Source organism: Vibrio nomapromontoriensis, assembly GCF_050337205.1.
GTDB lineage: Bacteria > Pseudomonadota > Gammaproteobacteria > Enterobacterales > Vibrionaceae > Vibrio > Vibrio nomapromontoriensis.
Genome location: NZ_JAKJSS010000012.1, coordinates 1 through 16,204 on the forward strand (window position 1 = coordinate 1; position 16,204 = coordinate 16,204).

General features: G+C 46.2%; 6 protein-coding genes. 4 read left to right on the forward strand and 2 right to left on the reverse strand.

Going from position 1 to position 16,204, the window contains the following annotated elements; translation table 11 throughout:
* Nucleotides 1-11,932 (forward strand): VCBS domain-containing protein (locus L4D05_RS16010; protein ID WP_428794600.1); only part of this gene is annotated, 11,932 nt, incomplete at its 5' end.
* Between the two features lie 87 nt (nt 11,933-12,019).
* On the opposite strand, the gene L4D05_RS16015 is transcribed toward L4D05_RS16010, so the two are convergent.
* Nucleotides 12,020-12,913, reverse strand: a complete 894-nt coding sequence (locus tag L4D05_RS16015; protein WP_428794601.1) for a DMT family transporter — start codon at nt 12,911-12,913, stop codon at nt 12,020-12,022.
* Nucleotides 12,914-13,052: 139 nt separating this feature from the next.
* On the opposite strand from L4D05_RS16015, the gene L4D05_RS16020 reads away from it, so the two are divergent.
* The 3 genes from L4D05_RS16020 (at nt 13,053) to L4D05_RS16030 (ending at nt 14,827) form a co-directional block, all read left to right on the forward strand.
* On the forward strand, nt 13,053-13,535 hold the full coding sequence (locus tag L4D05_RS16020; RefSeq protein ID WP_428752109.1) for a MarR family winged helix-turn-helix transcriptional regulator: 483 nt from the start codon (nt 13,053-13,055) through the stop codon (nt 13,533-13,535).
* Between the two features lie 234 nt (nt 13,536-13,769).
* Nucleotides 13,770-14,141: a hypothetical protein gene (locus tag L4D05_RS16025; RefSeq protein ID WP_428794602.1), complete on the forward strand. Its 372-nt coding sequence runs from the start codon at nt 13,770-13,772 to the stop codon at nt 14,139-14,141.
* A 251-nt stretch (nt 14,142-14,392) separates the two neighbouring features.
* On the forward strand, nt 14,393-14,827 hold the full coding sequence (locus L4D05_RS16030; RefSeq protein WP_428794603.1) for a hypothetical protein: 435 nt from the start codon (nt 14,393-14,395) through the stop codon (nt 14,825-14,827).
* Nucleotides 14,828-15,015: 188 nt separating this feature from the next.
* Here L4D05_RS16030 and L4D05_RS16035 read toward each other — a convergent pair whose 3' ends face one another.
* The gene (locus L4D05_RS16035) at nt 15,016-16,038 is read right to left on the reverse strand and encodes a DUF1989 domain-containing protein (protein ID WP_428794604.1); all 1,023 of its coding nucleotides are present in this window, start codon (nt 16,036-16,038) and stop codon (nt 15,016-15,018) included.
* Between the last annotated feature and the right edge of the window lie 166 nt (nt 16,039-16,204).

The following is a 16,204-nucleotide window of genomic DNA, read 5'->3' on the forward strand; positions in this document are numbered from 1 at the left end:
CAGTGATACCGACGCCAATGAAGAGACCTTCATTGCAGGCGCAGGGACACCTGTGGGCACGACTTACGGTGCCCTCACCATCGGCACGGACGGTCAATGGACCTACAAAGTCGACAACAGCTCAGCGCCAATCCAATCATTGGATGTGGGCGATACCCTGACCGAATCCTTTATTGTAAAAAGTGCCGACGGCACAGAGCACACCATTACGGTGACCGTTCATGGAACGGAAGATCCAAGCATCATCAGCAGTTACGAGCCGGGCTCAGTGACGGAAGACACCGCCGGTATTTTGACCGACAGTGGTGATTTAGACATTGCCGATGCCGACAGTGGCGAAGCACAGTTCGATATTACTCGTGTCGAAGGCCAACAAAATGGCAATGGTGACTCACCACTTGGCAGCTTAACCATTACCGCTGATGGGCAATGGAGTTACCAAGTCGATAACTCGTTGACGGGCGTGCAAGAGCTGGGTGACGGCGACAGCCGTGACGAAGTGTTCCGCGTGTACTCCATTGATGGCAGCAGCTATCAAGATATTGTTGTGACCATTCAAGGGGTGGACGGCGCGCCGACCATCGTCAGTGGTGATAGCGATGAACTCACCGAAGACGTCGCGGTTGTGGGCAATAATCTCATTGCGACCGAGCAGCTGGTGATTAGCGATGAAGATGCGGGTGAAAACGTCTTTAACGCAGGCGCGGGCACCTCAGTTGGTACCACGTTAGGCAGCCTGTCTATTTTGGCTGACGGCACCTGGACCTACACCATCGATAACACCTTATCCGAGGTGCAAGCCCTCGATGTGGGTGACACCTTGGTCGAATCCTTTATTGTCACCTCCGCCGATGGCACCGAGCACACCATTAGCGTGACGGTGAATGGCGCGGAAGATGAAACCTTCATCACCAACTACGCACCAGACAGTGTTAAAGAAGACACAGATCAAGTTGCGGGTGAGCTATTAGGTGGCGGTAAACTCGATATTGCTGATTTGGATGCCGGAGAAGCGGCGTTTAACACCACGGTGACGAACTTAACTAACGACCAAGGTCAGTCGCCTCTCGGCACACTGACCATCTTGGCGGACGGTACGTGGACCTACAAAGTCGATAATAGCCTCACTGGCGTGCAAGAGTTGGGCGCGGGTGATACACGAATTGAGCGCTTTGAAGTGGCGTCCATTGATGGCAGCAAAACACAAATCATTGAAGTGACCATTGAAGGGACTGACGACGCACCCGTGATAGCGGGTACTGACATTGGTGGTGTCACCGAAGACTTTGAGGTCCAAAGTGGTGACTTACTTAAAGAAAGCGGCCAGCTGACGATTACCGATACCGACCAAGGCGAAAGCCAGTTCCAAACCAGCGTCACTAAAGTCGATGATGGCAACGGCCTCACACCAGTGGGTACCTTGACCATTGATGCCACTGGCGCGTGGAATTACGAGATAGACAACACCGACAGCTCAGTGCAGTCGCTTTCTGAAGGGGAAACTCGTACCGAGACTTTCCAAGTACTCAGTGAAGACGGCACGACACACAACATCGTCATCACCATTATCGGTACCGATGATGAACCTGTTATTGGTGGCACCTCTTACGGCGAAGCAACGGAAGACAATGCGACACAGATAGATACTGATGGGAATTTATTCTTTAGTAGTCAAGCCTCAATCAGTGATGCTGATGATGGTGAAGGCGCGTTTGTGCCCGCTTCTGTTACCTCTGCAGCCGGTAATTTTGTTGATGGTGCCTTAACCATAGATGCGGCCGGGAATTGGTCGTACGAGATTCCAAATGGTAGCAGTAATGTTCAGGGGCTTGCTGAAGGTGAACGCGCGACACAAACCTTTACGGTGCAAACCATTGATGGCACAGAACATACCATTGTTGTCGATATTGTCGGGGTCAATGATGACTCTGTGCTGATCAGTGATCCAAGCCAAGCGCTAGGGGATGTCAAAGAAAATGATAGCCTGATTGAACTCACGGATAGTGGCGTACTTGAGCTTCAAGATACAGATGGTAGCGATGAGGAAGTATTCCAAACGGACCCTAGCTCAATTACATCAACGAGCACACTGAATGGAGCGACCGATGCGGTTGGCACTTTAACAATCAACGCTCAAGGTGAGTGGGATTACTCGATTGCTAATGCGTACGTTGAATACCTTGGTGAAGGGGATACCGCGACAGAAACCTTCACTGTGCGATCTGAAGATGGTACTGAACATACCGTTGTTATTACCATTGAAGGTACCAACGATGTGCCTTCGATTGTCAGTGGTGCATTCGCAGAAGGCATAGAGGATCAAGGTCTAGACGGCAATAACATTAAGGTGGAAGGCAATCTTGTTATTGATGATCCTGATGCAAACGAAAACACATTCCAAGTAGGAGCGGGGAGCGCTGATGCTGCTAATACTTTAGGTGGTTCGTTGGTCGTTGCTGCCGATGGAAGCTGGACCTATTTGGTAGACAATCAGCAGGCCGCGATTCAGTCTTTGGATGTGGGAGATTCGGTCACTGAAAAATTCACCGTTCTTAGTGAAGACGGTACGCCAATTGAAATTGAAGTCAAAATCAATGGTGCAGAAGACCAAACATTTATCACTGACTATGTGCAAGGAAGTGTGACGGAAGACGATGAGACAACCACACTTTCGCATGTTGGTAATCTAACTGTGACAGACGTGGATACTGGTGAAAATCAGTTTGATCCGACGCGTGTAGACACATTGAACAACAGCAATGGCATTTCGTCTTTAGGCAGTGTTTCAATTACGTCTTCCGGTACGTGGACGTACACCATAGACAACAATTTAGCATCGGTACAACAACTCGGAGCTGGAGATAGCTTTACAGAGCGTTTTCGAGTTTATTCCATCGATGGCAGTACTTCTCAGATAGTTGAAGTGGTGGTCAATGGCACTAATGATGGCGCGTCAATATCCGGTGTTGCATCGGGTTCAGTGACTGAAGACATCACTGTGGTTGGAAGTAATTTGCAAGAATCCGGAACCTTGCAAGTTAATGATATTGATAGTGGGGAGAATATTTTCTCCACTACTGTTACGAATGTGGCAGATGTTACCGATGGATTACCGTTAGGCAGTATCACTATTACCCCTGAAGGTAATTGGACTTACCTTGTAGATAAGGACAACGCCACAGTTCAGGCATTGGGGTTAGGCGAAACGCGTACTGAACGCTTCCAAGTCACCTCGATAGATGGCACTGCGACGCAAGAAATTGTCGTGACAATTCATGGTACCAATGATTTGCCGACGGTTTCTGCAAGTAGTGATCTAACGGGCAAAGTATTTGAAGATTCCGACCCGATACCAACAGCGACAGGCACCTTAGTACCTAGCGATGTTGATGTAAATGATAGCCATACATGGGCGGTTGTAGGTACCACAAATGGTGATTACGGTAGCCTAGTTTTAGACTCCAATTCGGGGGTGTGGACTTATTCCTTAGTGAATGACTCAGTCAACCATTTGCAAGCAGGCGAGAAGGTTTATGAGTACTTCCAAGTTAAGGTTTCTGATGGTAAGGGTGGAGTTGGTTTTGATACGGTTACAGTAGAGATTGAAGGGACTAATGATGATCCATCAATCTCTGGTGATAACTCAGGGTTAGTCATTGAAGATGGCGGTGTGTTGAGTGTCGCTAAAGGTAACCTTGAAGTTGCGGATGATGATATTAAAGATACTCACGATTGGGCGGTTGTCGATGGTGACGGACTCTATGGTACGTTGACGGTGAACGATGATGGTGAATGGACGTACACGTTAGATCAAGCCAAAGCCAACTTTATGGAAGAGGGTGTGATTTATGCTGAAGACCCATTTACCATCACTGTTGATGATGGATTTGGTGGCACGGATAGCTACGTCGTCAACGTTAATGTTGAAGGCAATAATGATGCCCCTGACATCCGTAATGTAAACCAAATACGGATTAAAGAAGATACGGGAACTCAATTTAAGCAAGGTACCTTAAATGATCAAGATCCTGATGAGAATGAAGTACACAGTTGGGTTATTTTAGATGCCAATGGTAATGCGCTATCGGTTGTTGATGGTGTTGCGATTGGTACTTACGGCAACCTATCACTCGACGAGTCGACAGGGCAATGGCGCTATGATCTAGAGTCAACCGCGGATACGACGCTGACATCCGAGCAATTAGCGAATACACAAGCGCTTGAACGGGGGCAAAAAGTTTTTGAGAACTTTACTGTTCAAGTCACAGACAAATACGGTGCAACAGATACTCAAGTATTGCAAGTTCGCGTAACCGGTACCAATGATCAGCCACAAATTGAAGGTACGGTGGAAGGCACGGTGACGGAAGATGATTTCCCGAATGGTGATACTTCGGCTGATATCGTCACATCCGGTACCTTACAACCCGGCGATGTGGATACCAACGACAAGCATACTTGGTCTATTGATACCAATACTGGTGACTATGGGACGATTGTTATTACTTCAGACCCAGTGACAGGCGAAGCGGTATGGACCTATACACTCAACAATAATAACCCAGCAGTGCAAGCTCTTCGCCCTGGAGATACGGCATTAGAAGAAACGTTTACGGTTACCGTTGTCGATGATTCTCGAGGAGGTAACCCGAGCGCAGACCGAGTCGATACTCAACAAATTACAGTTCGCATTGAGGGAGCAAACGACGCGCCAGTACTTAGTGGTGATGTCACGGGTAGTGTGGTGGAGCCCGGTCATAAAAACGAAACGTTCGATATTACTGCGACAGGCGCCCTAGCGGTTTCCGATAAAGATACGACCGACTCGCATACGTTTACGGTTGACAACAACGATAGCAACACGACAAATACCAGTACCTTCTATGGTGAGTACGGCACCTTGTCCGTGGATAGCAATGGCGTATGGACGTATACCCTAGATAACCTCTCTGAGCATACTAAAGCGATCCCACCTGGCACGACAGAGCTTGACGTATTTAACGTTATTGTTACTGACGAATTGGGTGAAACCAGTTCAATTCCAGTGACTATTTCAGTGGCGGGTACCAATACGGACCCATTAATTATCTCCGCAAGTTCATACGAAGTGGTTGAAGATGGGGCTGCTTTGCAAGGTCAGTTTGTCAAAGGGACACCGACCCCAGAGGAGTTAGCACAGGGCGATATTGGTTCCGGTGACCCTGATAGTGGTGACGGTGCGGTTTGGCAAGTGGTGTCTAATGGGCAATACGGAACATTTAGTATTGACCACGCTTCTGGTGAATGGACGTACACCTTGTTTACACCAGCAGATGTCGCTGCGGATCCGAGTAAACGCGATGCCTACAATACCGTTAATGCATTGGCGGAAGGCGATACATTACCCAATGGTGACTCTGTCGAGTTGCGAGTGACAGATGAGTTTGGTCGCACTACGACTGAAGTATTGAACATTGATATTGTTGGCGCCAATGATGCCCCAGTGATTAGCGGTCTTAATAACACCTTTGCTGAAGGGAATCTGGATAACAATATTTATTCCACGTCGGGTCAACTTCAAGACGGTGATGTTGACGCTAATGATGTTCATGTTTGGAGCCTAGATTCCGGTACGCCTAACATTGGTCAATACGGCACATTCTTGCTGCAAAGCGATGGCTCTTGGACCTATTTGGTGAATCCAGATAAGTTTGAAGAGATTCAAAAGCTTAATCCAACAGATTCAACGGTTGCTGACCGTACCTTAGTGGATACATTTGATGTCCAAGTGACCGATATGGGAGGCACAGGTGAAACGGTCACTCAAACAGTGACGGTGACAATAACGGCTGAAAATGATGTTCCGGTCATCTCTGGTGATGTGACAGGCTCTTATGTTGAAGATAGTGGTTTAGCGGTCACTGGGCAATTAATCGCAACGGATATTGATAATAATGACTCGGCTGAATTTCTGGTACCAGATGGTGCTAGCGAGCGATTGTACACTGGTTTGTATGGCAGCTTAACGATAAATGCTGCAGGTGAATGGACCTACACTCCGGTAGAATCGAGTTTGCAAACCCTAGCGGAAGGGGAAGAAAAAACCGAGCGATTTGTGGTGCTTGCTCGTGACACAAATGGCGCAACCGTTACTGAAGAAATCAATATCCATATCACAGGCAACAACGATCGCCCTATTGTCGAAGGTGATAATTCAGGGACCGTGGTTGAAGATGGTACGGCGGATGTCTTTGGCACCGATCTAACACGTGTTGAAGGGCAGCTTTTTGCAACCGATATTGACAATAATAGCCCAGGTCGTAACTGGAGTATTGTCGGTGGACCTAACGGAGATGGGGAAGGCTTATACGGCACCCTGACATTAGATAATACCGGACAATGGATTTACACCCTCGATAACGATAGCCCTGTCGTTCAGGATTTAGATTTTGGTGAGAACCCGACCGAAACCTTTAAGGTAGTGGTGAGTGATAACATCACTGATGTAGAAACGAATACTCCTGGTGTTTCACAAGAATTCACAATCGTCATCAACGTGGTAGGTCAAGATGAAACTGGCGGTGGCAGCGGTGGTGGCGGTGCGATTGAAGTTACTGCTGACGTAACAGAGGATTTGAAGTTAACTGATAGTGCGACTGTTTCTGCCAATATTGATGCTGGTAGCATTACGCCAATCACAGGTGGTGTATTTGGAGAGTTGGTTGTCGATCCTAATGACAGTACGAACTGGCTTTATGAACTGGACAATGATTCAGATTTAGTTCAAATGTTGGAAGAAGGAGACGTCGTAACCGAAAAATGGCGCTTTACCGCAGATGATGGCAATACTTATGTCGTCAATGTGACGATTCATGGCACCGCAGATAACCCCGAGATTTATTTGGGCGACACTGAAGTGGTTGATAATGACGTTATTGGCGAAGTAACGGAAGATGCTATCCCATCAACAACGGGACGTTTAAGCGTCGAAGATCCTGATTCAGATGAACAGTTTAATTGGACCATTGACGGAGGGACTTCCTCAACCAGTAGCTTAGGTGAAATTACGATAGATCCTGATACTGGCGAGTGGACTTACGAGCTTTCTCCTTCGACGGAGTTAGCGCCGGGCGAAGTGGTGTACGACACCTTTACGGTTAAAGTTACCGATAAAGATGATGCTGCGTTTGGGGGATCAGAAGATTCAGCCACGACGAGCGATACACATGTCGTTCGCATTAAGATTATTGGTACCGCAGAAAACGCTCATAATCCAAGTGATCAAGACGCCCCCCTAATTGTTCAAACGGTTTCTACTGTGGAAGACAATAACGATCCGACTGCCGATGCGAATAATACCGAGCCAGCAGAAGTCGTGAGTTCCGGGACATTATCGCTCGATAATGTCACAGAACAAGATGGTACACCTGTTGATAACTTAAACCTTGGTGACACAATCGCATGGACCTTGATTGATGGTTCGAGCCCTTATGGTTCGATGACTGTCACAGAGTCTGGTGATTGGACGTTTACGCTCGACAACGATAGCCCTGCTGTACAAAAGCTTGCCGATGGGGATGTCGTTACCGAAACCTTCGAGGTTTACGCCATTGATCAATATGGTAAAACCATCGTTGATGACAATGGATTCCCACAAACGTTGGAAATTGTTGTTGATATTACGGGACTCAATGATGCGCCAACCGCGACGTCATACGTGGATACTCTTACGGCGGAAACTGACTCAAGTCAGCCACAGCAGCTTAGCGGTAATTTGAGTAGTACTGCCAATGATATTGATACCGGTGACGTATTAGAGTGGTCTAACTTAACCACTATCGATGCCAACCCAGCGTACGGTACTTTGACGGTGAATTCCGATGGTAGTTGGGACTTTGAACTCAATACGACCTATGGCGTCAATGGAGATGAACCTCATCCAGACATTGTGGCACTGAATCAAGGTGAAACTAAAACGCTGCAGTGGCAAGTGAATGTCACGGATAACAATAGTGCACCCGTTACTCAACCAATATCGATCAATATAGTCGGTACGAATGAAGTACCGGTTATTGAAACATTGCAACTTGCTGATGAGAATGAAATTGTTGAGGCCTTACCTGATGATGTTGATCAAACACCGACGATCACCCGCGATATTGTGCTTTCAGATAGAGATGCACCGGGTGATCTAGGCGATGATGTGACTCTTCAAGCGTCAACATTAAATGGTACTTACGGTCTATTTATTGTTGATCCAAGCACGAATCAGTGGAGCTACACCCTATATGATGATGCTCATATTAATGCACTAGCAGAAGGGACAGAAGTAACAGAAACGTTTGTGATACGAGCAACCGATGAATCTGGCGCAGAGGTGATGACGAGCGTTGAAGTGAAAGTCATTGGTAGTAACGATAGACCAGTATTAGAAGGCAAAGTGATTGGTACGGTCGTCGATACCCCTAACGACAGCGCTGAAGGTCAGCTCATTGTCGCAGACCCAGATATTGGCGATAGCTCCGTATTTAGTTTTACTGAAGCAAACCCAAATATGGGGACCTTCGCGATTGATTCTGACGGTAACTGGACTTACACAATCAATAGTGATGATCCTGATATTAACCACTTGCCCAAAGGTGAGACACTGCAAACGTCTATCTTCGTGACCGCTACCGACATGAATGGCGCAGGTTTGTCGAGTGAACAAAAAGAGATTGTGATTACCATTGTCGGTACCAATGATGCCCCTGAGATTCAGGATATTGGTGTTCAAGATTTGACTGAAAATACCCTAACGTCGCTATCGGGAACCTTTGATAGTGGTGACCCAGATAACAATGCAGATGGGACTGGCGGTAGTCGCGTGGATGGCACTGATGCGGATTCTCAGACTTGGCAAGTGGTTTCTGGCGATGCACGGGGTGAGTTGAGTGTTAATGCGACAACGGGCGCTTGGACGTTTAATTTAGTTGACCCATTTGAGGAGTTATCTGAAGGAGAAACGCTGGCTACGCCACTGCAATACACAGTAAAAGTCACGGATGAATTTGGCTTATCGTCAGAGCGCGTGATTGAATTCCAAGTAACTGGTACCAACGATGCACCAACGATTGTGGCTGGCGACACGACTGCGACAGGTACCGTGTACGAAGACCCTACTGGCGGGCAGGTGGATACGGCTAACGGTGTCGTGGCCATTGATGATGTCGATCAAAGTGATACTCATCGTTACAGTCTGAGTAGCACAGGGGTGGTGACGGAAATTGAAGGTACCTACGGTACGTTAACATTGGTTGCCGGCGATACACCTGACAGCGTCAAATGGGTCTACGAGCTGGATCAAGCTAAAGCAAATGCATTGAATGAAGGCCCTCAAACAGAGCAATTTGAGGTGTATATTGAAAGCTTAGTCGGTGGTGTCGGTCAAGGCGATACCATTAGCCAGACCATTGATGTCACGGTGGAAGGCAATAATGACGCCGCAGTGGTGACAACCGGTAGCGTTGAGCTTACTGAAACGGACGCAGTGCTAACGGCAACGGGAACGTTAACTTCGACCGATGTCGATAACCCGGATAACACCTTTACGCCACAGTCTAACGTGAATGGCACCTATGGCACCTTCTCGATTGATGCGAATGGTGTTTGGAACTTTACTGCCAACAGCACTTTTGATGAGCTGAGTGAAGGCCAAGTAATTCAAGAAGTTTTCAATGTCACCAGTGTTGATGGCACACCATCAACCGTGACCGTGAAAATTACCGGTACTAACGATGCTGCAATAGTGAGTTCTGCGGATGTTGAGCGAGATGAAACGGATGCGCCGCTTACTATTACGGATACTCTGACATCGGACGATGTTGATAATCCAAACAACACGTTTACGCCGCAAACTGGCGTTGTCGGCACCCACGGTACATTCTCCATTGATGCTGGCGGTACATGGACATTTATTGCCAACCAATCCTTTGATTATCTCAATGAGAACCAAAGTGTGAGTGAATCATTCTCAGTGACCTCTGTGGATGGTACAACCTCATCGGTTACTGTGAAGATTAACGGCAGCAATGATGCGGCTGATATCAGCGCAGCGACGAAAGCGCTTGATGAAACAGATGCGATATTAACCGCCAATGGCACTCTTACCGCGAGCGACGTCGATAATATTGACGACAAATTCATAGCGCAGACGAATGTAGTGGGAACAATTGGTACGTTTAGTATTGATGAAGACGGGGCGTGGGACTTTATTGCAAACAGTGAATTTAACAGCCTTAACACCGGACAAAAGGCGGAAGAGTCATTCACGGTCACGTCGTTAGATGGCACAACATCACAGGTGAATATCGTTATTAACGGAACGAACGATATTGCGACAGTCAGTTCTGCCGATGTGATATTGCAAGAAGCCGATGCACCGCTGTCTACAGGCGGTACCCTGACCTCGACGGATGTTGATAACGATGATAATAAATTCATCGAACAAACGGATATTGCAGGGAACCATGGAACGTTCTCCATTGATGAGAATGGTAACTGGAATTACACCGCTGATGAGTCATTTAACAGTTTAAATGTTGGTGATTTTGTTGATGACCAATTTAATGTTCAATCTATTGATGGCACCGTATCAACGGTGAAAGTGACCATCCAAGGCACCAATGATGCACCGACAATTGATGGTGACTTCACCGCAGGCGTACAAGAAGGTGTAACAGACGCGACCAGTGGTAGTATCACGGTTTCAGATGTAGATACCGCAACACCAATTTCAAGAAGCCTACGAGGTGGATCGTTAGCAGGAGACACATATACGAAAGTCGGTACCTACGGAACCTTAACCTTTAATGTCATGACGGGAGTATGGGCGTATGTACTGCTCGCGGGAAGCAGCAATGCCTTAGAAGCTAACCAAACGGCCGATGATACCTTCTATATCGATGCGAGTGACGGTGGACTTAATGGTGATTCAGAACAACCGATTACTATCACGGTAACGGGAAATCAGGGATTAAGAGGGGATAGTGCAACCAACGATATTCTTGTCGGTACCGCTGATGATGAATGGCTATTTGGTAACGATATACCGCTTTCTGGCGGTGTTAGTAGTGACAATGACTCTCAAGACACCTTTAAGTGGGAAACCGCAGCACTGGCGGGTACCGATACGGTGAAAGATTTTGATGTTCGTGATTTCAGCAGTAGCGATCCAGCGGTGAAGCATGATGTCGTTGATTTGGCTTCAGTTGATTTTAACGCGGATGAGCTATTGACCGATCAGCTAAGTATCCAAGAGCAGTCAGGTGATACCGTGATTGAAATTAGTGATAGTGGTGCCGTAATTCAGTCTATTGTGCTAGAAGGTGTGACACTCACTTCACTACTCGGTATCACTCAACTTGAATTAGACGATATGACACCAGCAGATGTCATTATTGCTCTACACCAATCAGAGCAACTTACCTTACCAGATCAAATTGTGGTGGGTGATAGTACATCTGAGACGCTGTTAGGTAGCGCTGAGAGCGATATCATTTTTGGTGGCGGTGGTAATGATATCTTAACGGGTGGGGATGGACATGATCTGTTCTTATTCACGGAAGACTCCGCAGGTACAACCTTGAATCCTGCAACCTCGACGGTCACAGATTTCCATGTTGGTGATGACTTGCTGGATATTTCAGACTTATTGCCAGAGCACAATAACCTTGGTGAGCTGCTTGGGAATATATCAGTGACGGTTAATGATGATATTAACGATGCCAATGATGCAACGAGTACGGTGATAAGTGTCACTAAGGGGGGTGAGCAAACGGACATTACCCTTGACGGCGTCGGTTGGAGTGAGTTGGGGATCTCTGACGCAAATGTCATTAATGACCCAGCTGGGCACCAAGTTGATCTCATTAGTCAGCTAGATACACTGAACATTATTAAAGTGGATTTGTAAGGTCATCTTTCGTGTAAAAAAGGCGATACATCTATTGATGTATCGCCTTTTTCTTATGTTGAGTAAACGCAATAAAGAGTGCTTACCTTACGGCTGAGCGATAGTTTTGGGTTTATTTTGTCTAATAGCAAGAATGACTTGTGGTAATAGCGACGTTGCGATCATACCCGACATAAGCAAATATTGTGGTAGGGTGAAAGACTCTCCAAGTAAGATAAGCCCACAGACGATACCAGCAATTGGATTGGCAATGCCACCAAAGGTGAAATCGACCACGGTCATTCGTTGTAACAACCACACATACATGCCGTAGCCGAGAGCGGTATTAAGGCCTATCACCCACAATAATCCCATTAAGTTCTTACTGCTAAATTCATGATATACATTAAGGTACATCGATGGAGCGACAGTCATATGAATGCTGGCCGCGATAGAGAGCATGAGCCCACCTAGAATTAATTGCCAAGTGAGTACTGTCCACCAATGCATTCGGCTACCGAGCGATTTGGTGATACTGCTACCAACAACGATACACATGATAGCTGCCAGCATCGCGCCAAGCCCGATCGGGTTAAGAGTCATAGAGCCGGGTGAAAATAAGAAGTACGCTAAAATCACCAAAGCCAATCCACTTATGGCCTGAATCCAGCTAGGTTTACGCTTACCTACTAGCCAGTGAAATAGCATGGCAAACACAGGAACCGAGACCATTCCAACTCCCGAAATAGCGGATGGGAGCGTTTGTGCCATGACAAAAATTAATCCAAAGAAAGTCGCTATGTTAATTAAGCCAAGGCTAAACAAAATTTGCCAGTCACCCTTCTTTGGTAAAGTGGGTTTAACTGCGAGTAATAGTAAACCTGCAGGTAGCGCTCGCAATGCACCAAGTAGAATGGGTGGCCAGTCGGGCAGGGAGAACTTTGTCACAGCGTAAGTCGTTCCCCAGAAGAAAGCAGGTATCATTGCGAGTAATATATTCATGGTGATTTATCTTTACGTTAAGATATTTGCCCTAAATGTACTAGCAAAGTTGAATAATGTAAAGTATCTTAACGTTAAAGTAATTTTGACGGGCGTTATGATTTTCAACGAACGTTATCTTAATGGAGAGTAAACACTAATGGATGCTGTAGATCGCGTAGTCACGCAATGGGCAAAAGAGAAGCCAGAATTAGAAACTGAGCCGATGGCCATGATGGGGCGAATGATGCGCCTTGCTAAATATATGGAAACCCAAGTTGCTGAAGTCCATAAAAAATATGACTTGAAGATGGGGGAGTTTGATGTTCTAGCAACGCTCAGACGCAGTGGTAGCCCTTATCAGCTGACGCCCTCTGAATTGATCGATTCTATGATGTTAACCTCCGGTGCCATGACTAACCGTATGGATAAGTTAGAGTCTAAGGGATACATCTCACGAACGCATAGCAAAGAAGACAGACGCAGCGTAAGAGTCAAGCTGACGGATGAAGGGCTAGTGCTGATCGATAAGATGATGGAAGAACACGTGGAAGTGCAACAGAAACTGGTCCATTCTTTGTCCAAGCCACAAAAGAAAAACCTTAATCAGTTGTTGAAGCATTGGCTAGGGCAGTTTGAATAATGGTTGTCTTCTAAGCATAAGCATAAGAGTGCGTCTATTTCGCTGCCATATCTCGTGTCTATTCCGGCACGTGGCTGCTCTTCCAAATGTTATCCAGCTAAGAAACAAATGATAGTTTTCATGAAGCTCCCGCATTTTCGGGAGCTTTTTTATTGCAGGTCAATCAAGTTTTGTCAATAAAAGCAAATCCATCTATTCGAAAGGTTAGAGGGCTGCTAATTATTGAATACGGTGGTGGCGTTGTACTATTTGCCTCGTCGATGGGTCAGCCTAAATGGTTGGCGTGCTGGTATTGAAGCTGAAGTCGGCTATGCGTTTGATGTGGGTGTTGTAGATATCAAACCTTATGCAACGTTGGGCGTTGCGACCCAAGGAGGTGAACTCCGCTATAACTACATAGATACAGATGGTCAGCATATATTGAATGACATAGAAGGCGGTGTTGAAAAATTGGGTGGCGCAGCGCTAACAGGTGCGTTAGGTGTACGTGTTAATACACCGATCGGTATTTATGTTGATACTCGTATAGAGCGCGCACCATTTAAGAAAAGTAGCGTAATGAAAGATAATACTCAAGGTACGGTGACGGTAGGCTTTAAGTTCTAAACTTTGGCTTTGCAACCCGCGCTTTCGTAACAGTATAAATTGAGCCTTCGCATGTGCGGGGCTCTTTTTTTGTATGGAACGTACTCTTGTTTCCAGTGTTGATATTTCCGGTTTAGTGTCATTCATTAAGGTTTAAGACAGATGTTGCTGGTTTGAGTAATGTTATGGTTATGTAAACATAATTCTTGCAACACTTAGGCGGAATGGTATTTTTAATGTAAGTAGGCTATTGATTGATTTGGGGTCATCACATGAATAATAACTTTGCATTTGAGAGTAAATTCTACGCCAATCACCGTGTTGATGCGGATACAACGAAGTGTATGGCGCAATTGAACCAAATGATTTTACGCTATACGGATGAGTTTGTGGGCTTACCCGCAGATGCGGCGCTAAATGGAAAACTGAATGGCGCTATTCATTTAACTTCAGGTGAAATGGAGCAATATGCTCTAGAACCAGGAGAGCCAATGGCTTCACGCACTGAACTCGATAAGCTTGCGGCAAAAAAATACATTCTATTATACGTGGATCGTTGCATCCGAATTTACAATGGACGCCCCAATAGTCTAATCAATTGCGCCTTTGCTTCAATTGTTGAAACGATGCACCATTTGGATATTATTTCGTTCGATGAAGCGGAAGCATTTTTGGTGAGCACGCTGAGTGACACTAAAGATAAATAGGATTGGCGATGTTGAATGAGATAGTCAGTGGTCCTCCTAAATTGTGGTGTCATAGCCATTAAGCATTATGTATGTAATAAACATCTTTATGATGAGCGCATCTTGTTGTAGTTCATAGTTTCGTCCTAAATTTTTTTGACAAAAAAGCCCCCGAGGATTCGGAGGCTTAAGCATGGGGATGTGGCTGACTATTTTATTTTTAGCCTAGTGAGTTCGACAGGGAGTTTGATTTCATCTACCGGGCATTCATGGGCGAGAGTTTGGTCGCGGCCAGCAACCCGTTCAAGTGCCGCGGCTTCCCATCCTTGGATGCGCGCGGTGACTTCACCGTGGATTGGTTGAATACCCGTATCGTAAACTTGGATGAAAACGTCATTGTTTATTATTTTCGAGTAACACGTATGCTGATCACCGTAAGGGCAGTTTGAAATGACAACGTACACATCTTTTTCTGCGTACCATTCAATGGCTGTTCCATCTTTTACTGGAGGTGTAGGGCACATGCGTGCACGGGTAATGCGGTTCTCGTCTTGGGTAAAACGGTTTCCTTGGAAGATATTCCAATCGTTACGATCAGAATAAAATTGAATGACTTCTCTGCGTAAATTGGCGTCCTTGATATTTGCAATTGCCGGAATGCGTCCAAATCCATGAATAAAGTTTTCGTGACAAGAATTACGAACATTCTCTCTACCTTGCGCGAGCCCGATCAATTCAGGAGAGCAGTGTGCGGCGAGCCAGATATGGGAGAAGTCGTCAGGCAGTTCATCGTATGGGAACTCATCTTCTACTAGGGTTGCCATTTTTTCGAAGTGGCGAGACTGAGACCAAATTCCAGAATATAGGCGTTGGTTAAGTCCTTCTACCGCCGTTGAGCTGAGGTGACAAGAGTATTGCTCTAAATCCGGGGTGACCATAAGCACATCCATGATTTGCGTACGGCCATTGTTGCCTTTTGCATTTGGACGTTGTTCGATGCGGATCACCTGCCCCTTCTTTACTAAAAAGGCGCCGCCCGTTTCAGCCTTCAATACATCCGTGTAAACGAGTGCACGGATGCCGGTTGATTTCGTTGCTTGAACCTGTTGGTAGAAGTCGAGGTTAGGACTGATTGATCGCGCAAATGTTTCCACGGGATCAACGGTAGCGTCATAGCTTGAGTCAAATTCAGTTACTGCGTTTATTGAATCGTTTACCAGTTTATTACACATAGTCATTACCTATGATGTCGGATTCCTTTTCAGCGATGGCCGAGGGTTCCGTGCTCGACTTCTGATATGAAATAACCATGAGGCGTAGCTCGTTTGGTTGATATGAATATTAGCGAATCGCGTTGAATTGCTCAAAATAGGTAACGCTTGAGAGAGCGAATAGATG